This window comes from Paenibacillus sp. FSL R5-0519, from assembly GCF_037974275.1.
Taxonomy (GTDB): Bacteria; Bacillota; Bacilli; order Paenibacillales; family Paenibacillaceae; genus Paenibacillus.
Genome location: NZ_CP150234.1, coordinates 4359887 through 4384695, shown reverse-complemented (window position 1 = coordinate 4384695; position 24809 = coordinate 4359887). Strand labels below are relative to the sequence as shown.

At 45.6% G+C, this 24809-nt stretch carries 25 protein-coding genes and 1 other RNA gene; 16 read left to right on the top strand and 10 right to left on the bottom strand.

Translation table 11 applies throughout. The annotated features are described in order from the left end of the window. Nucleotides 1-23: 23 nt before the first annotated feature. The 4 genes from MKY73_RS19620 to MKY73_RS19605 form a co-directional block, all read right to left on the bottom strand. Nucleotides 24-1376 (bottom strand): MATE family efflux transporter, encoded by a 1353-nt coding sequence (locus MKY73_RS19620; RefSeq protein ID WP_339308668.1) that lies wholly within the window; start codon nucleotides 1374-1376, stop codon nucleotides 24-26. 204 nt (nucleotides 1377-1580) lie between these two features. After that, complete coding sequence (locus MKY73_RS19615) at nucleotides 1581-2762, bottom strand: putative glycoside hydrolase (RefSeq protein WP_339303113.1); 1182 nt, start codon at nucleotides 2760-2762, stop codon at nucleotides 1581-1583. 161 nt (nucleotides 2763-2923) lie between these two features. Beyond that, nucleotides 2924-3112 carry a hypothetical protein gene (locus MKY73_RS19610; RefSeq protein WP_029880762.1) on the bottom strand — a complete coding sequence of 63 codons (189 nt, stop codon included), beginning with the start codon at nucleotides 3110-3112 and terminating at the stop codon, nucleotides 2924-2926. 173 nt (nucleotides 3113-3285) lie between these two features. Further along, nucleotides 3286-4107: a YitT family protein gene (locus MKY73_RS19605; protein WP_091017520.1), complete on the bottom strand. Its 822-nt coding sequence runs from the start codon at nucleotides 4105-4107 to the stop codon at nucleotides 3286-3288. Between the two features lie 304 nt (nucleotides 4108-4411). On the opposite strand from MKY73_RS19605, the gene MKY73_RS19600 reads away from it, so the two are divergent. The 4 genes from MKY73_RS19600 (at nucleotide 4412) to MKY73_RS19585 (ending at nucleotide 7841) form a co-directional block, all read left to right on the top strand. Then, nucleotides 4412-5998 (top strand): DEAD/DEAH box helicase, encoded by a 1587-nt coding sequence (locus tag MKY73_RS19600; RefSeq protein ID WP_339303112.1) that lies wholly within the window; start codon nucleotides 4412-4414, stop codon nucleotides 5996-5998. 209 nt (nucleotides 5999-6207) lie between these two features. After that, nucleotides 6208-7020 (top strand): DUF624 domain-containing protein, encoded by an 813-nt coding sequence (locus MKY73_RS19595; RefSeq protein ID WP_339303111.1) that lies wholly within the window; start codon nucleotides 6208-6210, stop codon nucleotides 7018-7020. A gap of 51 nt (nucleotides 7021-7071) precedes the next feature. Further along, nucleotides 7072-7263: non-coding RNA, 6S RNA (gene ssrS / locus MKY73_RS19590), on the top strand. Nucleotides 7264-7448: 185 nt separating this feature from the next. Beyond that, on the top strand, nucleotides 7449-7841 hold the full coding sequence (locus tag MKY73_RS19585) for a DUF1499 domain-containing protein (RefSeq protein ID WP_017689382.1): 393 nt from the start codon (nucleotides 7449-7451) through the stop codon (nucleotides 7839-7841). A 72-nt stretch (nucleotides 7842-7913) separates the two neighbouring features. Here MKY73_RS19585 and tpx read toward each other — a convergent pair whose 3' ends face one another. Next, on the bottom strand, nucleotides 7914-8432 hold the full coding sequence (tpx, locus tag MKY73_RS19580; protein ID WP_036609653.1) for a thiol peroxidase: 519 nt from the start codon (nucleotides 8430-8432) through the stop codon (nucleotides 7914-7916). Between the two features lie 147 nt (nucleotides 8433-8579). Between tpx and MKY73_RS19575 the strand changes: the two genes are divergently transcribed. Both MKY73_RS19575 and MKY73_RS19570 read left to right on the top strand, forming a co-directional pair. Beyond that, nucleotides 8580-9206, top strand: coding sequence for a rhomboid family intramembrane serine protease (locus MKY73_RS19575; protein WP_253433339.1), 627 nt, complete (start codon nucleotides 8580-8582; stop codon nucleotides 9204-9206). A 70-nt stretch (nucleotides 9207-9276) separates the two neighbouring features. Next, the gene (locus MKY73_RS19570; RefSeq protein ID WP_339303110.1) at nucleotides 9277-10188 is read left to right on the top strand and encodes a LysR family transcriptional regulator; all 912 of its coding nucleotides are present in this window, start codon (nucleotides 9277-9279) and stop codon (nucleotides 10186-10188) included. Nucleotides 10189-10224: 36 nt separating this feature from the next. On the opposite strand, the gene MKY73_RS19565 is transcribed toward MKY73_RS19570, so the two are convergent. Both MKY73_RS19565 and MKY73_RS19560 read right to left on the bottom strand, forming a co-directional pair. Further along, complete coding sequence (locus MKY73_RS19565) at nucleotides 10225-10905, bottom strand: zinc metallopeptidase (RefSeq protein ID WP_339303109.1); 681 nt, start codon at nucleotides 10903-10905, stop codon at nucleotides 10225-10227. Nucleotides 10906-10932: 27 nt separating this feature from the next. Then, a complete protein-coding gene (locus MKY73_RS19560; protein ID WP_017689377.1) occupies nucleotides 10933-11361 on the bottom strand; it encodes a MerR family transcriptional regulator in 429 nt (142 codons plus the stop codon). 352 nt (nucleotides 11362-11713) lie between these two features. On the opposite strand from MKY73_RS19560, the gene MKY73_RS19555 reads away from it, so the two are divergent. Genes MKY73_RS19555 through MKY73_RS19545 form a run of 3 tightly spaced genes read left to right on the top strand, consistent with a single transcriptional unit; the run spans nucleotide 11714 to nucleotide 14975 of the window. Then, nucleotides 11714-13114 (top strand): ammonium transporter, encoded by a 1401-nt coding sequence (locus tag MKY73_RS19555; protein ID WP_339303108.1) that lies wholly within the window; start codon nucleotides 11714-11716, stop codon nucleotides 13112-13114. A 38-nt stretch (nucleotides 13115-13152) separates the two neighbouring features. Beyond that, nucleotides 13153-14241 (top strand): DUF294 nucleotidyltransferase-like domain-containing protein, encoded by a 1089-nt coding sequence (locus tag MKY73_RS19550; RefSeq protein ID WP_339303107.1) that lies wholly within the window; start codon nucleotides 13153-13155, stop codon nucleotides 14239-14241. Then, nucleotides 14238-14975, top strand: a complete 738-nt coding sequence (locus tag MKY73_RS19545) for an exonuclease domain-containing protein (RefSeq protein WP_339303106.1) — start codon at nucleotides 14238-14240, stop codon at nucleotides 14973-14975. The genes MKY73_RS19550 and MKY73_RS19545 overlap by 4 nt, the downstream gene beginning before the upstream one ends. Here MKY73_RS19545 and MKY73_RS19540 read toward each other — a convergent pair. Beyond that, nucleotides 14961-15452, bottom strand: a complete 492-nt coding sequence (locus MKY73_RS19540) for a M67 family metallopeptidase (protein WP_339303105.1) — start codon at nucleotides 15450-15452, stop codon at nucleotides 14961-14963. The genes MKY73_RS19545 and MKY73_RS19540 overlap by 15 nt on opposite strands. A gap of 224 nt (nucleotides 15453-15676) precedes the next feature. On the opposite strand from MKY73_RS19540, the gene MKY73_RS19535 reads away from it, so the two are divergent. Continuing rightward, nucleotides 15677-16228 carry a TlpA disulfide reductase family protein gene (locus MKY73_RS19535; RefSeq protein WP_339303104.1) on the top strand — a complete coding sequence of 184 codons (552 nt, stop codon included), beginning with the start codon at nucleotides 15677-15679 and terminating at the stop codon, nucleotides 16226-16228. Between the two features lie 78 nt (nucleotides 16229-16306). On the opposite strand, the gene cimA is transcribed toward MKY73_RS19535, so the two are convergent. Then, on the bottom strand, nucleotides 16307-17926 hold the full coding sequence (gene cimA, locus MKY73_RS19530; RefSeq protein ID WP_339303103.1) for a citramalate synthase: 1620 nt from the start codon (nucleotides 17924-17926) through the stop codon (nucleotides 16307-16309). 531 nt (nucleotides 17927-18457) lie between these two features. Here cimA and MKY73_RS19525 point away from each other — a divergent pair. From MKY73_RS19525 to MKY73_RS19515, 3 genes are all read left to right on the top strand, one after another. Continuing rightward, on the top strand, nucleotides 18458-19759 hold the full coding sequence (locus tag MKY73_RS19525; RefSeq protein ID WP_339308666.1) for a DNA polymerase IV: 1302 nt from the start codon (nucleotides 18458-18460) through the stop codon (nucleotides 19757-19759). A gap of 117 nt (nucleotides 19760-19876) precedes the next feature. Next, nucleotides 19877-20119, top strand: coding sequence for a ferredoxin (locus MKY73_RS19520; protein ID WP_090924741.1), 243 nt, complete (start codon nucleotides 19877-19879; stop codon nucleotides 20117-20119). Between the two features lie 215 nt (nucleotides 20120-20334). Then, nucleotides 20335-21777, top strand: a complete 1443-nt coding sequence (locus MKY73_RS19515) for a L,D-transpeptidase (RefSeq protein ID WP_339303102.1) — start codon at nucleotides 20335-20337, stop codon at nucleotides 21775-21777. A 43-nt stretch (nucleotides 21778-21820) separates the two neighbouring features. On the opposite strand, the gene MKY73_RS19510 is transcribed toward MKY73_RS19515, so the two are convergent. Then, a complete protein-coding gene (locus MKY73_RS19510; protein ID WP_339241200.1) occupies nucleotides 21821-21958 on the bottom strand; it encodes a hypothetical protein in 138 nt (45 codons plus the stop codon). A gap of 254 nt (nucleotides 21959-22212) precedes the next feature. Between MKY73_RS19510 and MKY73_RS19505 the strand changes: the two genes are divergently transcribed. The 3 genes from MKY73_RS19505 to MKY73_RS19495 all read left to right on the top strand — a co-directional run bounded on the left by MKY73_RS19505 (nucleotide 22213) and on the right by MKY73_RS19495 (nucleotide 24729). After that, nucleotides 22213-23310 carry a quinone-dependent dihydroorotate dehydrogenase gene (locus MKY73_RS19505; RefSeq protein ID WP_339303101.1) on the top strand — a complete coding sequence of 366 codons (1098 nt, stop codon included), beginning with the start codon at nucleotides 22213-22215 and terminating at the stop codon, nucleotides 23308-23310. Nucleotides 23311-23444: 134 nt separating this feature from the next. Further along, nucleotides 23445-24260 (top strand): GTP pyrophosphokinase family protein, encoded by an 816-nt coding sequence (locus MKY73_RS19500; RefSeq protein WP_124113953.1) that lies wholly within the window; start codon nucleotides 23445-23447, stop codon nucleotides 24258-24260. Next, nucleotides 24247-24729: a DUF309 domain-containing protein gene (locus MKY73_RS19495; RefSeq protein ID WP_339241206.1), complete on the top strand. Its 483-nt coding sequence runs from the start codon at nucleotides 24247-24249 to the stop codon at nucleotides 24727-24729. The genes MKY73_RS19500 and MKY73_RS19495 overlap by 14 nt, the downstream gene beginning before the upstream one ends. Nucleotides 24730-24809: the final 80 nt, after the last annotated feature.

Below are 24809 nucleotides of genomic sequence, written 5' to 3'. Positions count from 1 at the left end.
TTTTACGGAAGTGAATATTAATGTTACGCCTTGCGCAGTGCGGCATGTTTTTGTATCCGAAAGAGTCTCCAGAGAAGCGCTGTTGCTCCTACAGCAAGGCCGGCAATGAGCCCGATCCAGTATCCAAAGGCACCGAGAGAAGTATATGTAGCCGTTAGATAACCAACAGGCAAGCCAATAATCCAATAAGCTATGAACGTAATGATTAGTGCCGGATTCACATCTTTGTAGCCACGCAATGCTCCCTGGGTCGGTGTTGCAATGGCATCCGAGATCTGAAAGAAAATGGCGTAAATGAGGAAATGTTGCGTAAGTGCAATGACCTCTCGATCGTTTGAGTACACACCTGCAATCTGTTCACCGAACACAATCAACACGATGGCTGTCAGCAGGGAGAGTCCGATGGCTCCACCAATGCCGAGCAGACTGTACTGTTTGGCATCTTTCAGACGCCCTGCACCTGCCTCAAAACCTACAAGGATCGTAAGAGCCATACATATGCTCACAGGCAGCATGTAGAGCGTAGAAGCGAAGTTCAGAGCCGCCTGATGGGCAGCGATCGTTGTGGTATCAAATCGGCTCATCATTAAAGTCACCGCAGCGAAGATGGACGTTTCGAAAAAAGTCGCGAATCCAATCGGAACCCCGATCTTGAGTAACTCTTTCCATTTGGCCAGGGATACGCGGGTCCACTGACGGAAAATACTGTATTGGGCGAAAGGCTCCATCCGATGGACAAAAAATAGACTAATGAGAAAGATGAGCCAGTACGTACAAGCTGTAGCGACTCCAGCACCAACGCCGCCCAATTGAGGAAAGCCCCAGCGGCCGAATATCAGCAGGTAATTCAGCAAGATATTAACGGGCAGCGAGACCAGTGTAATGAACATTGTCGTTCGCGTCTGGCCCAGTGCATCCATGAAGCTGCGCAGCACGGTATATCCGAAGAGCGGGATAATGCCAAAAGCGAGTGCACACAGAAAATAAAAGGCCACTTGAGCAACGTGGGGTTCCAGAGGCATTCCGTTCAGTATAGGGCCAAGTAACAAGGCCCCGGCTCCAATAACGACTAGACTGACAGCAATGCCAAGATACAACGCCTGTATGACGTTATATCCGATCTGATCATTACGTTTGGAACCTAACAGATGAGATACAACGGGGGTTATGCCAATTAGAATGCCGCTTAGTCCAGTTTGAACTGGCATCCACAGACTTGTGCCAATCGCAACACCTGCAAGGTCGGCCGGGGAAAACTTGCCTGACATATTCGTATCGAAGAACGACATGGCAGAGAGGGCGATTTGAGTGGTGAAGATGGGCAAAAATATAATCAGGAATTGCTTCACTTTTTGTGAAAAACTTGTTGTGTTCATGTTCACTGGCAGTGCCTCGCTATTCTAAAGTGATGTCATCCAAGTGTCATATCTGGACAGCTATTCATTGTAGTGGATTTTGTTCGATTTGAATAGGGACAGAAGCAGAAGAGAGGCACAATCGAGAAAGGCAAGCATAAAAAACCTCGTTCCGCCTGAAGCGGAGCGAGGTTGGATGAATACAAAGATATGCAAAAGTGCGGATTACTCATATTGTACACCGGATGTATAACGATTGGACGCATTCCAGAGCAGATATTCATGCACATCCATGTCTTTCATCGCTCTAATCTGGTCTTCCACTTGTTTCTTGCCATACTTGATATAATGCCCACTTCCGAGCCAACTTGCCGTGAAGTCCTGAATCCACGGACGAATGACGGGTTTGAGCTCTTTGGTAGGGTCCAGTTTCTTGTGTGTGTCTTCCATGGAGCCCTTGATGGTGGTGTAAGGATCTTTGTCAGGGTCCTTCACTCCATACCATCCCGTTGAATAGTGACTAGGGTATACCATGGGTGAGATGACGTCCACATTTTCGGATATTTTCACAAAATCTTGTCCAATGCCTTCAGCTGCAGGTACAGAAGCGGCATAACCGAAAATATCAACCGAGACACGAACACCTAACGGTGCGAGCTCCTTGCGTGCATATTGCACGAATTCAGCTACAACATCGACCCGTGACTTGTCGGACTTGGTATATTTCAGTATGTCGGCCCGAGTTTCGAAACCTTCCGGGAAACGAACGTAGTCGAATTGAATTTCTTTGAATCCAAGTTTGGCCGCTTCCTTTGCAATCTCGATATTATAGTCCCACACTTCCTTGCTGTACGGATTCACGAAGCTGTCGCCTTTGCCATTGGCCCATACGGATCCATCCTTATTTCGGAAGGAAAGCTCTGGATTCTTCTTGGCAAGAATCGTATCTTTGAATACAACGACACGTGCGATCGGGTAGACATCGTGTTTTTGCAGCCGTTTCATCAAGGCATCGATATCTCGAATAAAGGGTTGGGATTTGCCCATTTTCTGTAGCGCTTTGTTTTCTGTGGGATAAGTTATGTATCCGAGATCGTCTTTGATATCAATGACCATGGCATTCAGTTCGGTACTGTCTGTCAGTTCCAGCAATTCTTTCATACGTGCGCCGCCAGCGCTGTAGGCTGTGACGTAAATACCTTTGACCACAGGTGCGTCAGGTTGAGGATCCATTTTGGCAGGTGGGTTATCGGCATCAATAACGACCTGATCTTTTTGAGATTGGATGATTGCGGTGTTAAAACTGTTGGTTAACGATTGGAACTGGGGATTTCCCTGATCCGCTGCTGCGGGGGTACCACCAAAGCTTCCAAAGGCCATAGCCAATAAAGCCAAAAACATGTTCATTCATGTCCACTCCCTTATGTGCATTCCATATATGAATTATACATTAAAGCCTCCGGGCTTTTAACCATATTAAGCAAGTAATGAAACACATGGAAAAAATGAAAACCGCTTCCTGCAAAGGAAATCCCCTGCAAAAAGCGGCGTGATCAATCTGAAAAAAATTATTGAATGTAAATCTCATTTTGATGCTCACAAATACTGTACTGAATGATTTCCATTGCGTCTCCCTGTTCCAGGATGCCCAGCCCATCCCGGAGGACAATCAGTGAGTCGAGTTCATTCGGTTTCAAGAAAGGGAGCATTTCCGGGCACCATCTGTTGACAATTTCAAACAGTTTTACCGTTTCCATATCCACATTAATCACCCTTTCCTACTCGAATTCCAAAATGGTAAGTCATTCGGTGCATTCGGGAAAGCATATGGCCTGTGAAATTGAAGGGTTGAACCTGCTATACAACATATTTAGGAGCCGTACACCGTTATTATACCACAATGTTGTGAATTGTTAACCGTACAGGTGTCTTAACTTCTGCGAAATGAGCCCATAACACCAACCGTTTCCACTATGTTAACAAAAGCATTTGGATCGGTATCCTTGATAATTCGTTTAATTTCAACCAGCTCGTAGCGGGTGGTAACGGTCATGAGCATGTCCTTTTCAATATCCGTGTATGCTCCCTGAGTCTTAATTTTGGTAACTCCACGAGGCCGAACAAGTAATTTTTTTAACATGGCTTCGGTTTCGTTTGTGATAATATACAGGGTTACCTTGACATGACTGATATGGATCAGATCAAGCACCTTGCCCGTGATGTAAATGGATACCATGGAGGCCAAGGCTGTATTCCAATTGTCACTCAGGTATCCTGCAAGCATAATAATCGAACCGTTCATGCCGGCCATCACTGTACCAATCGGAAAGTCTCGTTTACGTGTGAAAATGGACCCAACAATATCGAGTCCTCCTGTGGAGCCGCCGACGCGGAAGGAAACGCCAGTGCCCATTCCAATGAGTACACCGCCAAATACAGAACTAAGCAAAGGGTCTGTAGCCACAGCAAAAACAGGCAGAAGCGCAATGAACCAAGAAGTGGCTGCTACCGAGAGAATACTTAATGTAATGAAACGACGTCCAAGAATAAACCAACCTGCAATGAGCAGGGGAATGTTAAGAACAAAATACATTATACTAAGATTCAACGTTGTAAAATAACCCAGAAGCATTGAAATACCGGACACCCCGCCGCTTAAAAGCTGATGGGGGACCAAGAACCAGTTAAAGCCGCAAGCAATAGCTGCGGCACCCAAAATGATCACTAAAGAGTGCCAAATTATTTTGGGCAATTTAATCACCTCATTTATATTTAAAACCAGATTGCTGGTAATCTTGAATTGTTTTGTGATATAATGATTTGTGGATATTCTTGAGTAGGAAACTTTTCCCAAATGGAACGATAAAATTTGAAATGTTTCAAACACATGTATGTAGTTTTAGTCTTATGTTGGGGGCCCATTCATGGAATTATAATCATTGATGAAAATAATTTGCCCAGTTGGGATACCCTATAAATATTAACGCTACTTAAGAATACAGACAACAAAGTGGATTGTCCACCATGTCCACCATATAAAAGGAGTATGAATAATTTTGACAAATTTAAATTTCACAGATTTCAATCTTGAACCGCTGGTGCTGCAAGCCATCACTGAGCTCGGGTTTGAAGAAGCAACACCAATCCAATCCAAATCAATTCCTTTGGCGCTTGAAGGAAGAGACTTGATTGGTCAAGCACAAACGGGTACTGGTAAAACAGCTGCATTCGGTATTCCATTGATCAGCAAAATCACCAAAAGTGACGAAAAAATCCGCGCCCTCATTATGGCACCTACACGTGAACTTGCAATCCAAGTTGCTGAAGAGATCGAAAAACTCACTCGCTTCAAAGGTCTGCGCTCCCTGCCAATCTATGGCGGACAAGATATCGTTCGTCAGATTCGCGCATTGAAAAGAAAACCACAAATTATCATTGGTACACCTGGACGTCTCCTTGACCACATCAACCGCAAAACAATCAAACTTGATGATGTACAAACTGTTGTATTGGATGAAGCAGATGAAATGCTCGATATGGGTTTCATGGAGGATATTCAGTCTATCCTGAAACAAGTACCAGACGAGCGTCAAACGATGCTGTTCTCAGCAACAATGCCTCCTAACATTCAAAAATTGGCTCAACAATTCTTGAACAACCCTGAACACGTATCTGTAATTCCTAAACAAGTAAGTGCACCATTGATCGACCAAGCTTACATTGAAGTTCCTGAGCGTCAAAAATTCGAAGCACTTAGCCGTTTGCTGGATATGGAATCTCCTGAACTGGCGATCGTATTCGGACGTACCAAACGTCGTGTTGATGAATTGGCTGAAGCTCTGCAAAAACGTGGATATTCTGCTGATGGTCTCCATGGTGACCTTTCCCAGAATCAACGTGATACAGTAATGCGTAAGTTCCGTGACGGCAGCATTGATGTACTCGTTGCAACAGACGTAGCTGCACGTGGTCTCGATGTATCCGGCGTAACTCACGTTGTGAACTTTGACCTTCCGCAAGATCCGGAGAGCTATGTTCACCGTATCGGTCGTACAGGTCGTGCGGGTAAAGAGGGTGCTGCTTGGTCCTTCGTTACACCGCGTGAGATTGATCACTTGCACTTCATTGAGCGTGTAACACGTCACCGTATTCCGCGTAAACCACTGCCAACAATGGCAGAAGCTGTTGAAGGAAAACAACGTTTGACAGCAGAACGCTTGCTGGAAATCGTACAATCGGGCGAATTGAACGAATACAAAGGTATCGCGATTCAAATGCTTGAGCAATATGATTCTGTTCAACTGTTGTCGGCTGCTCTGAAGCTCCTGACAGGTGACAAAAAAGATGCTCAAGTTGACCTGACTCCTGAAGATCCAATCCGTGCGAAGCGTCGCAAACCGGATGTTCGCTCTGGCGGACGTAAACCATCTGGCTATAGCGGTAACCGCAGCAGCGGCAGTGGTGGTGGTTACAACCGTGATCGCAACAGCAGTGGCGGCGGACGTGGTGGCTACAACCGTGATCGTAACAGCGGCAGCAGCACTGGTGGCGGAAGCAGAGAAGGTGGTTACAACCGTGACCGCAAACCTCGTCCAAGCTCCAACGAAGGACGTCGTCCAGCAAAAGATTCCTCTTTCGAGTAATATAAATGTGTGAACTTGAAATGGAGCAGGCAACTGCTCCATTTTTTTTATTTTTAGATGGCTATTTTCTTTTTTTTCTGATTATGCAAAGCACTGGTCAAAGGCGGAGCTGATCTCTTTTCGGGAAGTACTGGCTTTTCCTATCTATAATAAGGTATATTAATATTAGACTTCAGGTAATACGCAAGGCTGCGGAGGAGGAGAAATGTTTGGAATTTAAAGGAGCTATGGGTGGGATCTACCGGCTTACAGAGTGGATTACGAGACTGGCCGCAACCAATCTGTTGTGGGCTATTTGTTCGTCTCCGTTCTTGTTTTTCTTGATTATGAAACTGCTCGTTATGCAGCAGAACCTCGCCAACGAATCATTGCAAATGAACTGGGCTATAGCCATTGTGGCACCGCTTACACTATTCCCGGCGACGTCGGCGCTGTTTACGGTTGTTCGTAAATGGAATATGGGAGATACGGATGTGCCGATCTTCCGTACGTTCTTTGTAGGTTACAAAGAAAACTACAAACAAAGTTTAATCGGGGGCATTTTTTACACATTGTTGTTCGCGATCATGTATCTGGATTATACGGTGTACATGACCCAGTTCCGCAACATGCAGCTCGTGGGAATCATCATGCTTGTGCTGCTTCTCTTGTTATTTGTATCACTCTTTAACTTTTTCTCAATGGTTGTACATTATCACATGTCCATTGGACTCATTATCAAAAATGCAGTACTGTTAACGCTGATCAGACCATTCCGTGTATTTTCCACATTGCTGGGAAGCGGACTACTGTTCTACATTGGTTTCCGTTATCCGGTCTTGTTCGTCTTCTTCATTATCAGCATCATTGCCTGGTTCGCGTTCTTTAACTTCTACGCAACCTTCAACAAAATGCAGGAGCAGATGGAAAAGATGCAGTTGAAGAAGGAAGAAGAGGAAGCTGCTGCGCTGGCTGAACAATCAGCAGAGAATGGTGAAACATCTGAGTCATCAGACGACAAAAACATTACATTGCAAAAATAAAACATGATGAATCGCCATTTACTTTTTACACAGTTAGGGATATAATAATTGTACATCCTGCGATGTACGTTTCGGTTATTCGTTGTTTTGAACCAATGATGATGTCTTCGGGAGATCAACACAGAATGTTGCTGAAAAGCCCTGTCTATACGACATGGGGACTTCAAAAAGCATTTTTGCGGTCACCCACCTGCCAAGCAGGTTCATAAGACAATGTAGCCGGACGGCATAGGCGGGTTCCTAAATTTTCATGTACAGCACCCTGACTTTCCCTCTTCTTCTGAAGGAATCTCAGGGTGTTTTTAAGTTGTGATGATTGTTTTTGATTGGTTTTGTGATAAATATGATGCTTACCCTTTTGTTACTACTTGAACAATGTTACACTTAGATACATAAATGGAACGGTTACAATCAAAGGAGGAAGGGTCTTGACCTTAAAGAGAACGCTCGTCGGTATCATCCGCAGCATGGAGGGGACCAGCGATCGAGCCAAGGATCCCAAATTAAAAACACGGTATTATAACTTATCTAAAGACAGAGCTTGGGAAGAGGTTTCTTCAACACTCAAAAAAATTCCGGGTTATAAAGTGCTGCACGAAGTGCCTTCTGTTGGAGAAGTTATACTGGAGAAGCGGACTACCTTTGGACGGACGATGGATATTACAGTTTCCATTATCTCGGTAAGTCCTGTTCGCAGTGCGGTGGATATGTATTCAGCTTCACGTGGTTCGCTTGGAGATTTGGGTTCCAATTATCGCACGATTATGAATTTATTTTCTGTTCTGGATAAGAAGCTAAGCAAGTATAAAGCGAATGATTGAAATAGATGATAAATAACAAAAAGCGAGTGAAGGTTAACCTTCCTCGCTTTTGTTCTGAACGTGTGGTAACTTCTACAGCAAAGCTTTTACAGCAGCAATGGCTTGTTCGAAGTTAGGGGAGTCTGTCATTTCAGGCAAATACTCCACATATGTAATCCGGTCTTCGGCATCCAAAACAAAAATGGAGCGCATGTCGAGTTGGAATTCTTTGATCAGAACGCCATAGTCTTCACCGAAAGAACGTGTTTTGTAGTCTGACAATGTAACTACGCGGTCTACACCAGCTGCTCCACACCAACGTGCTTGAGCGAACGGAAGGTCAACGCTTACTGTCAAGACAACAACATTGTCTCCGAGTTCTCCGGCTTCAACGTTGAAACGACGAGTTTGCGCATCGCATACGCCAGTATCCAGTGAAGGAACAACGCTGATTAATTTAATTTTGCCTGCGAAGTCTTTCAGGGAAGCATCTTCAACCAGGTTTTTGCTCAGGGTAAAATCAGGTGCTTGATCGCCCACTTTCAGTTCGGGTCCGATCAATGTAATAGGGTTGCCTTTGAATGTGGCTGCGCCTGTACGTTCTTGTGTCATAATAATGTTCCTCCTTATAAATTGGTGATCCGTGCCAAAATCCATTATAATCTTTTATGAAAGGCATTGTCCAATTCGGACATGTACCATTACGATGGATCAGAGATTAAGTCCGATCTGAACAGGGTGGAGTGAAAGAAGAAATTTATGATATTTATTCGCTATGAGAACTGGAAAGGTTATCTGAAGTATTTCCCTTTGACGTCGATTTTTTTAATTGCCAATGTTGTGATGTTTATTGTGTTAACGGTGAACGGTGGCTCAACGAACAATATGGTGCTGCTGAAATTCGGGGCACTTACGAATCATGAACTGTTCGCACAGGAGTGGTGGCGTTACATTACATCGATCTTTCTGCATGCGGGCTTCAGTCATTTATTGTTTAACAGCTTTGCGTTAATTGTATTCGCACCACCAATGGAACGTTTGCTCGGGTCGGTAAGGTATGGTGTATTGTATCTGGGTGGTGGTGTATTGGGTAATATCCTTGCTGTTGCATGGTACAACTCGATTGGAAGTATCACCATCTCCGTAGGTGCTTCTGGAGCGATCTATGCCGTCTATGGTGCATTCCTGTATGTAGCGCTGTTCCAGCGAACGATGATGGACGAGGCTTCGCGCAAAACGATGTACACGCTGCTTTTGTTCGGGATCATATTCTCTTTCGCGATGTCGGGCATCAATTGGATGGCGCACCTCGGAGGATTGTTGGGTGGATTCTTTATTTACGGACTGTTGATCAGGTTGTGGAAACCTCGCAGCTTAAAGCGGTAGTCAGAACGTTCTCAAGATGGAATGCAGTCCAGGATAAGTAGGGTATAACAGATTGGAGCGATCAGGACGAGTGGAATTAAGACAGTTGCATTACTTTTTGAAAGTGGCACAGAAGGAACATGTAACACAGGCTGCTGAAGAGCTGCATGTGGCACAGTCGGCGGTGAGTCGTCAGATTCATCAGCTGGAAGAAGAACTGGGCGTGGACCTTTTTATGCAAAAGGGGCGAAACCTGCAGTTGACTGCAGTAGGACAGCTTTTTTGCAAACGAATTGAAGGTATATTAAAAGATTTGGACAAAGCAGTCGGGGAAGTTCATGAGTTTCTTGACCCGGAGCATGGGGAGATCCGCATTGGATTCCCGCATAGCCTGGGGATTCATCTCATTCCTTCCGTTGTAGCTGCTTTTCGTCAGCGCTACCCTAACGTGAAATTCAGATTCAAGCAGGGGATGTTCCCTACATTGATTCGTGACGTGTTATCGGGAGAGGTAGACTTGGCATTCATTTCTCCTTTTCCAGAGAAGCATGATCAAGTGTCTGGTGATATTGTACTCACGGAAGAATTACATGCCATCCTTCCTCCGAATCACCCGTTAGCTGGTGAAGAGACCATTGCGCTTGAACAACTCAAGGATGATAAATTTGTATTGTTTAGCAAAGGTTATTCTCTTCGTCCTATTGTGTGGCATGCCTGTCTGGAAGCTGGTTTTACACCCAAAATTGCTTTTGAAGGGGAAGAGACCGACACGATCCGCGGATTGGTCGCTGCGGGCATGGGGGTCAGCCTCCTGCCTGAGATGGCGCTATTCCAGACAAACCCGTTGCAACCGGCACATGTCGCCATTTCCCATCCAAAAGTAACACGGACCATTGGGTTAATTCATCGTGCAGATGACAAGTTGCCGCTGGTTGCCCAGTCCTTTCGTTCATTTTTGCTTCATTATTTTGGTTTACAACAGAACAATACCCCATCCGATTAACGGTGGGGTATTGTTTGTGTTGTATGAGCTATGCAATTAATCGCGGCTGTTGAAGATTCCAATGTAACGAATCAACTCAAGCAGTGAGATCAACGCTGCAGCGACGTAAGTCAAGGCTGCGGCGTTCAGGACTTTTGCAACACCTTTTTCTTCTTCGTTACGGATGTACCCTTCAGATACCATAATTTCTCTAGCGCGGTTACTCGCATTGAACTCAACCGGTAACGTGATGAGTTGGAATGCTACAGTTACAGAGAAGAAGATGATACCGATCCCTACAAGGTTCATGGCATTGAAGAGGAATCCTGCAATCAGCAGGAATGGAGCTAATCCGGATGCAAAATTCACAATGGGGAAGATCCGGTGACGCAGTGCCAGCATCGGGTAACTTTCTTTATGCTGAATGGCATGACCAACTTCATGGCAGGCTACCGAAACAGCTGAGATTGAGTTTTCATAATATACTGGTTCTGATAACCGTACAACCCGATTGATGGGATCGTAGTGGTCAGAAAGTGTGCCGCGTACAGGTTCAATGGGAACATCATGCAGCCCGTTAGCATCCAGCATGTGGCGAGCGGCATCGTAACCAGTCATTCCATTCTGGTTCGGGACCTCCGACCAACGTCTAAACGTACCTTTAACGCGAAATTGCGCCCATAAAGAGAGCAAAAAGGCGATAATAATCAATACGAACATACCGTTATTAAAACTCATATTCATTCCTCCGCTTTCTGAAATAAGCTACATCATGGTGTTCTCAAGCAAGATTTTAAGTGCCTCCATTGTACCGGCACTTTTGGTGAGAAGGCCTGCCATCATTTTGCGTGCTTGTACAGGTTTCATCTCTCCAAGTAGCGGTTTGAGTTCGTTAACCTCTCGCTCAAGTTGTTGTACATGAAGCTCTAATGTTGTCAATTTGCTGGCAACTTGTTCTTCTGTACTAACCAGACGCCACTTCTCAAGAGATTGCTTAATCTCGTCGAGACTATACTTCTCTTGTTTCATCTGTACAATACGTTCAAGCCTCGTTAAAGTTTCATTACTATAGAGACGATAATTTTTTTGTGTGCGTTCTTCGGGAGCGATCAGTCCAAGCTTTGTGTAATAATCAATCGTCCGTTCACTAACACCAGCGGTCTTGGCGAGTTCGCCAATCCGAAAAAGTTTCATATCCCCAATGATATTCACCTCGCTTGCAAGTTCAAATGTAGGGAATTGTAGTTTCCAGTTGCGAATTTCTATACTACGCCCAATTTTTCTTACTAATAAGTATGATACATGATCTTTAACCGTACAGTCAAACGTTATGCTTTGGCGATCAGGATACCGCATTTCTATATCTATGTACTCATAGAATGTGATTATGTACTTAAGTGCAAGAAAAAGACGTATGACTTTATTCCCAGAAATAATTTTCAGTTTTGATGAAAATACTCTTGTCAACTTTCCTCTCTTCTGCTTATAATGACATTAAGAGTTTCACGTTATGTGAAGAAACTTAACATAAGAGGGAGTGGGGTATATGAGAAAGAAATGGTTGGTTTCCATGTTAGTAATGCTTACTTTGTTCGCTTTTCCGGTCAGCGCATTTGCGGCTGCGGAGGGTCCAACTAACATTGAACTTCAAAGCGGTTTGAACTCAGCCTTTACGTTTTTGGCTGTTGTACTCGTGTTCTTGATGCAAGGGGGATTTGCTTTACTCGAAGCGGGTTCAACACGGATGAAGAATGCAGGACACATTGCAGGTAAGACCATCCTGACATTAGGGATTTCCGTTATTGCCTTCTGGGGATTGGGTTTTGGTCTAGGCTTCGGTAATGGTAATGGATTTTTTGGAACTACCGGATTCTTCCTAAGTGGAGACAGTATGGCTGCTTCCTTCGAATCACTGGCTTTCTCCGATGTTCCACTGACTATCAAATTTGTATTCCACCTCGCCTTTGCGGCGGTATCTCTGGCCATTGCCTGCGGTGGTATGGCTGAACGTGCAAAGATGAGCGTATATATCGTGTTTGGTACATTGTATACCATTATTATGTATCCGGTTGTTGCTCACTGGGTATGGGGCGGCGGCTGGTTGGCTGAGCTGGGTATGCAAGACTTTGCAGGATCGACGGTTGTTCACTTAACGGGTGCGACTGCAGCGTTGGTAGCTACCATCTTGTTGAAACCACGTATTGGTAAATATAACAAAGACGGCAAACCTAACATCATTCCAGGTCATAACCAAGTGTATTCCGTACTCGGGGTTATCATCCTCTGGATCGGTTGGTTTGGATTCAACCCAGGTAGTACGTTATCTGCCATGGGGGATGGATTCTTCGGTTATGTTGCATTGACTACTAACGTAGCTGCAGCGGCAGGTGGTGTTGCTGCGCTGTTAATCTCGTGGGCAGTACTTGGTAAGTCAGATATTCCTAGCATGTTAAACGGTGTGCTTGCGGCACTCGTTGCGATTACAGGAGCATGTGCATTCGTTGAGCCTTGGGCAGCGCTGGTTATCGGTGCTTTGGCGGGTGTCATCACATTCTTCACAGCACAGTACTTCGATCGTAAAGGAATTGACGATCCAATCTACGCTTTCTCCGTACATGGTATTGCGGGTATGTGGGGTGCGATCTCCACAGGTTTGTTCGCTACTCCTGAACTTGCCGAGAATGCGGGTGTAGGTCAAGCGGGTCTGTTCTATGGCGGTGGCTTCCACCAATTGGGGGTACAACTTCTAGGTCTGGCGGGTGCTTTTGCCTTCGTACTGGTAATGTCCTTCATTATTCTGGGTGGAATGAAAGCGATCATGGGCATCCGTGTCACTGAAGAAGAAGAAACAATGGGTCTGGATATCAGTGAGCACGGTACTTACGGATACCCTGAACAAATGAAAAGCGTAGATTCAAAATCCAATGGTGGTACGTTCAGCTCCTGAGTTGGATAATGCTGAAACATGCATCAAGGAGGCTGGACATGATGGAACCCATCTCGTTTACAAACTATTCCTGGTCTTATCAGGGAATCGATGGTGCGGTGTCTGTTCCAGAACTGCGCCAGGCACGTGTGATATTACAGAATGAGCTCCAGGATTTGTTGTCCGCTTCCTTGTCGCCAATCGAGTGGTACCAAACGGTAAATGAACTGCATGACCGGATTGCACGGAAAGCAGTAGAGTTATGCATTCAGGGGATGGTTGAGGAAGGCTTAGGCCAACCTCCCGTCCCCTATGCCTTTATCGTATTTGGCAGTTCTGGCAGGGAAGAAGCAACGTTATGGAGTGATCAGGACAATGGCATGATTATTAGCGATATCCCACATGAGGGTAAAGGGGCATACTTTGCCGAGCTTGGACAGCGAATCACGGATATGTTGGAAGGGCTTGGTTACGCCAAGTGCGAAGGCAAAGTCATGTGCTCAGAGTCACTCTGGAGAAAAACGCTGGCATCATGGAAGCAACAATTGGCAGAGTGGAGTTCAGATCTGAATTGGGAGCCTGTTCGTAATCTGATCATCGCTTCAGATATGCGTTTTGTTGCGGGGCAGCAAAGTCTGGCAGAGGAATGGATCACAAGTTTTTATGAACAGTTCAGACTTGTTCCCGAACTTTCGGATGCAGTTCTTCGCAATACGGTTAAACATAAAGCTACATTAAATGTACTTGGACGTGTGGTCACAGAACGATTTGGTGAACATGCAGGTGGATTTGATGTCAAGTATGGTTTGTACATCCCACTTGTGAACAGTGCCCGTTATTTGGCTTTGCAGCATGGGATCAAGGAGTCATCTACGTTAAAAAGAATGGAGAGACTGACTTCGCTTGAAGCTGTTCCGTTTACACTACTGGACGCATGTCAGCGGGCCTTTATAGCCGCTTTGAAGTTTCGCCGAAGTACGCCGGTTGTTATCCAAGGGGGGCTGCAACATAGCAGCGGGTTCCTGGATGAGAAACAGATGAAACAAAAACAGATTCATTATGAGCTCAGGGATACGCTCGGGTTGGTACGACGAGTGCATCGTGCTTTGCAAAGACAGTTGCGTTTTGCAGAAAGGAGACGTCCATGAGAGAGCCGGCAAGGGGCAATACAGGATTCTGGAATTCGCTGCGTCAGGGAGGGGTTCCTTCCGCCATCGCTTCCATTATGGGAGCCCCTACGGCGCAACACATGGCGTTTATCCGCTCGATGATGAGAGAACAGCGCAGACCTGAGGTTCTGCATACGCCTCTAAACGAGTTGGACGCAGTTGTATTTGATCTGGAAACGACGGGTTTTTCACCCCAGCATGGGGATGAGATTATCTCATTTGGTGCGGTCCGTATACATGGTGGTGTGGTAGTGGAAGGAGAACAGTTCTATACGGTGGTGCAGTCCAAAACTGCGGTCCCGGAACATATTACTGAACTTACAGGTATTACACAGGAGATGACACTGAACGCGCCAACTTTGTTGGAGGGATTGCATGATTTCATGTCTTTTGTAGGTGGAAATGTTCTGATCGCACACGCAAGTGCGCATGATCGCGCCTTTCTGAATGCTGCGCTGTGGCGGACTTCAAAAGTAAGACTGACACATCGTTTAATTGATACGATGATGTTGGCCCGCTGGCTTGAACCAAGCAGGCCGGGGTATGGTCTCGATGAATTGCTGGAATCCAGAGGCATTCCGATCTATGGGCGTCACCATGCACTGGAAGATTCGAAAATGACTGCACAGTTATGGTCCTGTTATCTGGAGGACATGATACGTAAAAATGTGGAGACCTTGGGTGATTTGTATACCCAGCTAAGTCACGCGTAATGGGACGGGAAGCAGAGTGTATGAAGGCGCAACGCGGTGAGCCTGATCCTGCAATTCCTTCGAGGATACAATCTGATAACCGTTCAGATGCATATGAGATCGCAATCCGCCTGTTAGGTCGGGTGAGCCGATGAGGTACATCTGAAGCAAACCTGCGAAGGCCGGAAGAGCTTGCATGTCCTCTACGGAAGGAACAGGCCTAGTCTGCGGATGAGAATGGAAGATGCCAATGAGCTTGGGTTCGGAGAATACACACCGAATCCATTCGGCATTGTCCAGAGCAAAATGGTGCAGCGGGTCAGGTGCTACGTTACGAATGGGCTGAAACCGACTGATTCGTATACCGCCCGCTGCGGTTTCACCCAGCATAACCCCGCAGGCTTCTTGCGGCAGCGAAAGGAACATGTGCTCACACATCTCTTGTTCTACAGAAGAAGGGATGTAGAATGTGTTCTGCTGTCCGTGAAGTGCTGCCATTTGTATTCACCCCTCTCTCTTTGGCTCCTGCTTAGGCAGGAGTCCTTTTTCATTTTATTTTCTGTGATGTGGATTGTAAAATTTTAAAGGAAAAGGGTACAATATTAAAGAGAACGTATGTGAATCATGTTCTGGTGAACTGTAATAGAGCTTGGTAAACATTTAGCATGACAGAAATACGGTTTCAGTTTCAACAGGCTAATTATACAAAAGGGTGGCGGGTTATGAAACGAAACAAATACATACTCCTCGGTGTTATCTTGCTTGTTAGTATTACAATGGCCCGGAATACAGAAGGCGGGATTGCCGCCGTCTTTAAGCAGGATGAACCCATGCCTACGGAGACGGGGCCACGTGCGGGTCTTCTGGCACCTGCGTTTTCTCTGACGGCAATGGATGGGAAAACGTACAGTGTGGGCGGCGCCAAAGACAAGGCCACTTTTGTCAGCTTCTGGGCATCGTGGTGTGATCCGTGTAAACAGGAGGCTCCCGAGCTGAACAAAATGGCTGAGAAATATAAGGATAAGCTTGATCTCTATGGCGTTAATGTAACATCCTACGATAAGCTGAAAGATGCCAAAGCTTTTGTGGATGAATACCAACTGAAGTTCCCTATTCCCTTGGACGAGAAGGGAACCGTGTATGCTCAATATAACGGAGTGGCTTTTCCAACGAATGTTCTGATTGACTCCAGAGGAGTTATACAGGAGATTGTTCTGGGCATATTGCCCGAGAAAGAGTTGGAACGTAAGATTAAAGAGTTAGTTGCAAATTAATTTTCTGCAAAGAAAGAAGCCTTTGCATCCATGAATCATGGGTACAGAGGCTTCTTTTTATTTTCCGGGAAATACACTTTAATGATTACTCAGCCCGTGAGCAGGAATAGGGAGTGTGCCCGGCTCATCCTGCAATTTTTCTTGAAGCAGCGCATAGCGGAAACTATGCACGAGAGCTTCCCAACTGGCTTCAATGACGTTCTCGGATACACCAACCGTGTTCCACGTGTTTTCCGTATTTTTGGATTCGATCAAAACACGAACTTTGGCAGCAGTGGCATCCTTCTCATCCAGTACACGTACTTTGTAGTCCGAGAGATGCATGTTGGCAAGTGAAGGGAAGTATTGCACCAGTGCTTTCCGGAGCGCATTATCGAGTGCGTTAACCGGACCATTACCTTCAGCAGCGGTATAGACACTAGTTCCAGCTACATTAAGTTTGACAAAAGCTTCAGAGACTACGGATTTGCCCGCCGTTTTCTCCACAAGCATTTTGAATGATTCGAAAGTGAACAATTCTTTCATGTCACCGTTCGCTTCACGAATTAACAATTCGAGCGAGGCGTCAGCGCCTTCGAACTGATAACCCTGATGCTCCAGGTCTTTGATTTTCTCAATAATCTGACGTGAATTGGCACTGCTTGGATCGAATTCAAGCCCCAGTTCCTGCGCTTTCGATACAATATTACTCTGTCCGGCAAGTTCCGATACCAACACACGTTGCTTGTTACCGACAAGTTCAGGCACGATGTGTTCATACGTACGCGAATCCCGCAGGATGGCAGAGACGTGGATTCCACCTTTGTGAGCAAAAGCTGCATTGCCGACATATGGCTGATTAATCGGCATATTTACATTGGCAATCTCGCTAACATAACGAGCCACGTTGGTAAGCTGTCTCATGGACTCCTCAGTAACACATTCATAGCCAAGCTTCAGTTGCAGGTTCGGGATAATGGATGCGAGATTGGCGTTACCGCAACGCTCTCCATAACCGTTCATCGTTCCTTGAACCTGACGGGCTCCGGCTTGTACAGCGCTTAGTGTGTTGGCCACAGCCAGTTCACAGTCATTATGTGTATGGATGCCGAGATGTGCATGAGGCAGGCTTCTATGCAGTGTTGATACGATCTCGTACACCTCGTTTGGCATGGTCCCGCCGTTGGTATCACACATGACGAGCCAGTCCGCTCCAGCCTCGTGAGCCTTGGTCAAGACAGCTTGAGCATACTCTGGGTTATGTTTGAATCCGTCAAAGAAGTGTTCTGCATCAAAGATGACTTCCATACCGTTCTGTTTCAGATAGGCGATGGAATCATAGATCATGGACAAGTTCTCTTCCAGCGTGGTTTGCAAAGCGGTATGCACGTGGAAGTCCCAGGATTTACCGACTAAGGTTGCAGCTTGGGCGCCAGATTCGATCATGCGTTTCAGGTTAGCGTCTTCACTAGCAATGCTGCCTTTACGGCGTGTACTGCCAAAAGCAACGACCTTTGCATTCAGGTTTAATTCCTTGACTCTTTTGAAAAACTCAATGTCCTTGGTATTGCTGCCGGGAATTCCGCCTTCAATATAATGGACACCCAGGTCATCAAGCTTCTTGGCAATTTTGAGTTTGTCGTCTGCCGATAAGCTGACACCCTCCCCTTGTGTGCCGTCACGTAAAGTCGTATCGAAGATGGAAATGGCCTTTGACATGAAGATCCTCCTTTGAGATAAAGCGCTCTTTAAAAGTTTGAATTATTAGTTGGGAAAATCGGTTAAGGACGTTAGTAGATAAATCCTTCGATTCGGCAACGCTACACTGTGTTAAACTGGAAGCGTTGATTTGTCCTAAAGTCGTCAATTTGTATAATTAATTATTATAGCACCATTATAACCAAATGCTACATAGAATTCGCAGTTTCATGTAACAATTAACGGATTTTAGAGCAAAAAGAAGGGAGTTAATCATAATCCGGATGTATGTTATAATTTATTATTGAGTTTTAATTGGAATATATGGAAGAAAAGGAGGGTTGAATTTGAGTTTTGTATGGGAAAATACAGTTATTGCCCTGATCACTTTGATATTTTTTGTGAGTGTAGGCTGGTTGGTTATTCGATCTCTGATCAGATCTCGGAGAAAATAAAAGCCCACGACTGAATTTACATAACGGGTTTGATATACTATAGAAGAAAGTAATTTAGTTTTCATTAATTAGTGTACATGAAAGGGCGGGGGTCATGATGTCTTCAGACGGCAATCCTCCAGCGAATGTGGATCAATATTACCCTACAGCCGGACGGGTGATTCTGCATGTGGATATGAATGCTTTCTACTGCTCTGTACATGAAGCGGAAGAACCGGATCTATATAGAGGAAAAGCAACGGCAGTTGCGGGTAGTAGTGAACTGCGCAAGGGTGTAATTGTAACCTGCTCATATACCGCTCGTAACCGAGGGATCTCAACAGGTATGGTTGTACACCAAGCCATGAAAAAGTGCCCTGACCTCATTGTGATTCGTCCCGATTTTCATCTATACCGTCAATATTCAAGAGCGTTCATGCAGATTGCATATAGTTATACGCCTCAACTTGAGGCAACATCCATTGATGAGTGTTATCTTGATATTACAGGCTCAAGGCAATTCGGGAATCCAATGGAGATTGCGGAGAGCATTCAGCGTAGAATCAAGGATGAATTGGGACTGCCTTGTTCCATTGGTATTGCACCCAACAAATTATTGGCGAAAATGGCTTCGGATCTGAAAAAACCGAACGGTATCTCCATTTTGCGCATGAGGGACGTACCCCGGATTCTTTGGCACAGGCCATGTAACGAAATGTTTGGCATTGGCAAAAAAACGGCTGAGAAGTTGAAAAAAATAGGCATTGAAACCATTGGTCAATTGGCCAAGTCGGATGAGAACATGTTGACCGAACTATTTGGAGTCAATGGAGCCTGGCTCAAAAACTCTGCAAATGGCATTAACCATTCCGCGGTTCACGCAGAACGGGAAGCCAATAAGTCCATTGGGCATACGACAACTCTGCCGGCGGATGTATCGGATATGAATGAGATTCATCGGGTATTCCTCAATATAAGTGACCAGGTCGCCAGAAGATTGCGTAAGCACGAAATGTTCAGCCAGGGTATTCAGATTACGATCCGGACACCCGATATGAAGACGATCACCCGATCACGTCTAATGGAAGTTCCTACGGAGGATGCAGTGGTCATTTACCGTGAGGCATGTCAATTATTTGAGAAGCATTGGGGAAGTGGCAAGCCTGTACGTATGCTGGGTGTGACACTTCAAAACCTGATTCCAAGAGAGGAATCCGCTGTGCAGATGGACTTGTTCGAATATGAGCAGATGCCCAAAAAGGACAATCTGATTCGGATTATGGATCAGTTACGTGATAAATTTGGTGAGAATGCTGTTGTGACTGCAGGCATGCTTGGAGACGATCCTTCCGTACTGCTTCGTAATCATAAAGTGCGGGGGACTTCCCTGCAAAAAGATAACTTGCAAAGTCTTGATTAAATAGGGGATAATAGAGACTTATGGTTGCAAAATGATTTGTAATTATTCTTACTTTGGTTTAATATGTTTCTAGATAAAAACACTGTACGTTTCGAATTATAGGAGGAGAGAATGTAAATGAGTAAATATACTTGGGTTGAAAAAGACACATGCATCGCTTGTGGCGCTTGCGGAGCAACGGCTCCAGACATCTACGATTACGATGATGAAGGTTTGGCAGAAGTTATCTTTGACGGCGACGCTAACAAAGGGATCAAAGCGATTCCAGACGACTTGTTTGACGATATGCAGGATGCATGCGACGGCTGCCCTACAGATTCAATCAAAGTAGCGGACGAGCCTTTCAATAAAGAGGGCTAATTTCTTACTTGCTCACAGAGCACTTTCTGTTGTCTTACGACAAGGGAAGGTGCTTTTTTTGTTTTCGTCTATCTGTATTTATCTGATCCGTGGATCAAGGACGAACATTGTCGAAATGCCTTTTTCCCACCGGGTACTCAAGTCCTATGGATTCAACGACTGTTTATGCCGATATATAAGGATATACGGAAAAAGGCGAAATAGTGGAGGATCGGATGCAAAATACTCATCTAAGAACATATGTCAAGAAACATCCAGACAATAAAATGGCCTGGTATTTGCTTGGAAAGGAGTACTTGGGCGAAGGACAGGAGGCCAAAGCCAACTATTGCTTTCAGCAAGCGGGCGAGGTCTACGAGGCATTTGAGCGCAGTAAAGCTCCTGCCGACATCTGGGTAGACTATCAGGAGAAACTGGTGGAGATGTCGGAGCAAAAGGAGAAAAAACAACGTAGACGCAAAATGTGGCTTACGTTATTCATGCTGCTTGTGTTGGCTGGTCTGCCACCTGCGGACGCTCCAGGTTTCAGTCGCGAAGCAGCCGATGCACTGTCAGCAGCACTGGAATCCCCGGGTGACGTCGCAGAGCCTGTAGAGGCGGATAAACAGGCTGTAAGTACAGCCGCGCCACCAAGTAATGTGTTCACCGCTGCGGCATTTGGCGGAGGGAGTCAGGGCGAGGCTGCGCTTGCAGCTGCGTGGTCCGGATCTGGACCAAAAGTAGAGACTTCGGCTGTATTGGGAATGCAAACCTCGGAGGATTGGTCTTTGTGGAAGCGGAATATGCCTGTGAAATACATTGTGCAGACGAATACAAGCGGGAAACTAACTGCACAGAGTTATGATGCCAAGCAGTGTAACTGTGAACCTCCAGAAGTCACGCCGAAGATCAAAAAGATGGCTATGGCGTGGACCGCGAAGCAGGAAGCCGCTGCATCATTATCAAGTGCAATTGTTGCCTATCGCAAAAAAAATGACGCTTGGCCCAAGAGTGTAACGCAAATGGCTCAGCCATTTCCAAATAATATTCTCGGAGAGACGGCGCCAGGCATGACCGAGATGTTTCCGAAGCTGCTAGCCTTGCATCAAGGAAAGGCACAGCAAGGAAAGAGTGAAGCCAGTGGAGCAGAGAACAGTTCGACGACTTCGAACTCGTCTCAAGGCCAGAATGCCGCTTTTGCGGATACGCTGGGAGGAAAACCTTTTTTGCAGGAACCGCTTGAGATTGTCATTGATAAGGATATACATAAACTTGCATTAATCAGTGGGGATACGATTGTTCGGATGTATGATGTGGGGCTTGGCGGTGATCGAACACCGGAAGGTTCATTTGTCATTACGGATAAAGTGGTGAATCCGAATGGACGTTCGAATGGTGAGTTTGGAAGCAGGGGGATGCAGCTCTCCAACACGAATTATGCTATCCATGGGACCAACGAGCCAGACAGTATCGGACTGGATGAGTCCCTTGGATGTGTGAGAATGCGTACAGGAGATGTAGAAGAGTTGTTTGCTCTTGCTCCGCAAGGTACTCCGGTACGCATTGGAGAAGATCTACTGCCAGATCTGACACTTGTTCCAGAAGCAAAGCAGCGTTATCAGCATACGCTTGTTCCAAAGCAAGATAACCCGAACAAAACGTATCACTGGCTGAATTGATCTGTTGGGATATGTAGAATCAGACGGGGTTAGCCTGAATCATCTACATATTGGCAATAATGATAAGAGCACCAATAATGATGATCAAGCCGCCTACACATGCTGCAGTCCATGCAATGGCTTTGCGATTCACTTCTTCTTTCTTTTGCTGTAATGCAGGTGGTTTACGTTTGGGAGCCATGAGTTATTCCTCCTTATTGGAATAGAACTGGTGTAGAGTAACCATGCTCTCATTGTAAAGAATTCAACTCGTCATTACCAGTGGACGGGTGGATTTCTTGTGAGCATTTTGCATGATTCGATTTGTGGTGTCTATGCGTAAACTACTTTCCTTTTTAATAAGAAACAGATAGACTTGTGTGTAGAGTGTTTTTTTACATATGAAAAGGCGGAAAACGGCTTATTGGCGTACCGGACCAGAACGGAGTGAGTGATTTGTTATACAGAAGTCTTGCTAAACCTTTGTTGTTCAAAATGGACCCTGAACAGGCCCATCATCTGATTATTGGCGGCCTTAGTGGCGTGGGTAGCATCCGTCCGGTTCCTTCCGGACTGCGAGTGATGTACGGCGTTCGTGAAACGTCTGATCTGGCTGTTGACATGTTTGGGTGTCATTTCCCTACACCTGTTGGTCTGGCTGCGGGTCTGGACAAAAACGGACAGGCCGTAACGGGCTTTTCTTCCATCGGATTTGGATTCATGGAAGTGGGAACCGTGACACCACTTTCACAACCAGGTAACGACCAACCACGGCTGTTCCGTTTGCCGCCAGATGAGGCTTTGGTGAACCGAATGGGCTTCAACAATCTTGGTGCGGAAGCCATGGCAGGTGAATTGGCACGTCTGCAGGATCGGCGTATTCCAGTAGCGGTTAACATTGGCAAAAATAAGGCAACGTCGAATGAGGAAGCTCACCTGGACTATTCGAAGTGCATTCAGGCACTATACGATTATGCTGATCTATTCGTGGTTAATATCAGTTCACCAAATACACCGGATTTGCGTAATCTGCAACATGGGAATGAATTGAAGGAACTGCTCGCTGCGGTTATGAACGAGATGAACGTGCAGCATGCAAGGGCAGGTGGACCGACCAAATCCGTTCTGGTGAAGATCGCACCGGATGTGAATGAACAGGAACTTGAATACATGGTTCGCACGATTGCAGACAGTGGTGTTGCTGGCATTATTGCAACGAACACAACCATCAGTCGTACAGGACTTTCCCACCAACATGCGAAGGAAACGGGTGGTCTGAGCGGTAAACCTCTGCGTGAACGTTCAACGGAGATTATTCGCCAGATCTATCGTCAGACCGAAGGCAAACTTCCTATCATTGGTTCAGGTGGCATTTTCACAAGTGAGGATGCATACGAGAAAATTAAAGCCGGAGCAAGCCTGGTCGAGATATATACCGCATTGATCTATGAAGGACCTGAGGTGAATCGGCGCATTCATGCCGGACTGCGTGAGTTACTGCGCAAGGATGGTTATCGTCATATCTCTGAAGCGGTTGGTGCAGAGCATCGTTAAGAAGGATTGTGATTCCCCGGTATGAAAATATAGAAGCATGGAAGAGCGTAATATGGTTCGGGACTCTTCCCCCCAGCAAACATCATGTATAATGGAATAGAACAGGGGACGCTATAGAGACAGGAGGCATAAGCATGGACGGTAGAGACTGGGGTACATTTTTACTTCCTTATGAACAAGCGGTAGAGGAATTAAAAGTCAAGTTTAAGACAATGCGGGCGGAGCTGAAAAAACGGGAAGAGTATGCCCCGATTGAATTCGTTACCGGTCGTGTCAAAAAAATATCCAGTATTCTGGAGAAATCCAGACGACTGAATGTGTCGCTTGATGACGTGGAGACAGGCATTGAGGATATTGCAGGTATCCGTATCATGTGCCAATTCGTAGATGATATCCGTCGGGTTGCCGAATACATTCGCGGTCGCAAGGATCTCACGGTACTTATTGAGAAGGATTATATTACGAATTTCAAAGAGAGCGGCTATCGCAGCTTCCATATGATTATTGAATATCCCGTTCAGACGGCTCTGGGACAAAAGATCGTTTTGGCCGAGATTCAGATCCGGACACTTGCCATGAATTTCTGGGCTACCATTGAACATTCTCTGAGTTACAAATTTCGGGAGAGCTTACCGGATGACATGCGAGCCAGGTTGAAAAAAACAGCGGAGGCCGCTTTTGTACTGGATAATGAGATGTCTGCCATTCGTCTACAGATTTTGGAGGCACAGAAGGCATTTGAGGATGATTCCAATATTGTGTCAAGAACATTGAATATCATTCATCAATTATACTTCTACCACCTTGTCAGTGAAGCGATTGAAGCACAGAAGCGTTTTAACGATTACTGGGAACGACATGATATGGAAGGGCTCAAAGATTTGCTGGATGACGTGAAAACACTTCTGAACAACGCCAGAAAGGGCGAAAACCCGGATGAGCATCTATGAGCCACTGTACATTGATTACTTAATCTACTTCAATCGGGATCAGGATTATTTCGAGTGTCATGAGGTGCTGGAAGAATTGTGGCTTGAACGGAACCGGGATTCTCTCTATAAAGGATTGCTGCAGATTGCGGTTGGTTTATACCACTTCAGGAATGGCAATCTCCGCGGAGGAACGATGATGTTACAGAGTTCACTTGACCTTCTGGAACCTTATCCTGATACGATTCTGGGCATTGACCTTGGGGCTTTGGTACGGGATGTACAGGAAATCGTGAAGGAACTGTCCCAATCAGATGATCAGTCTGTGTCCTACAGGGATTTGTCCATACGAATTGTTGATGAGGTCTTGGAACAAGAGATATCTAGAAGATCACTTGAGCTAAAACCTAATATTCCGCAACGCCGGAGTCCTACCAGAGGGCGTATATACGAAGAGAAGATGAAGGCGATGAAGCAGGGTGAAAGTTGAGTTGTAATCAGCGTTAACATTCATACGAGCATCTCATGGATATGAAATTCCATGGTTATGAAACACCCCGATTATTCCTG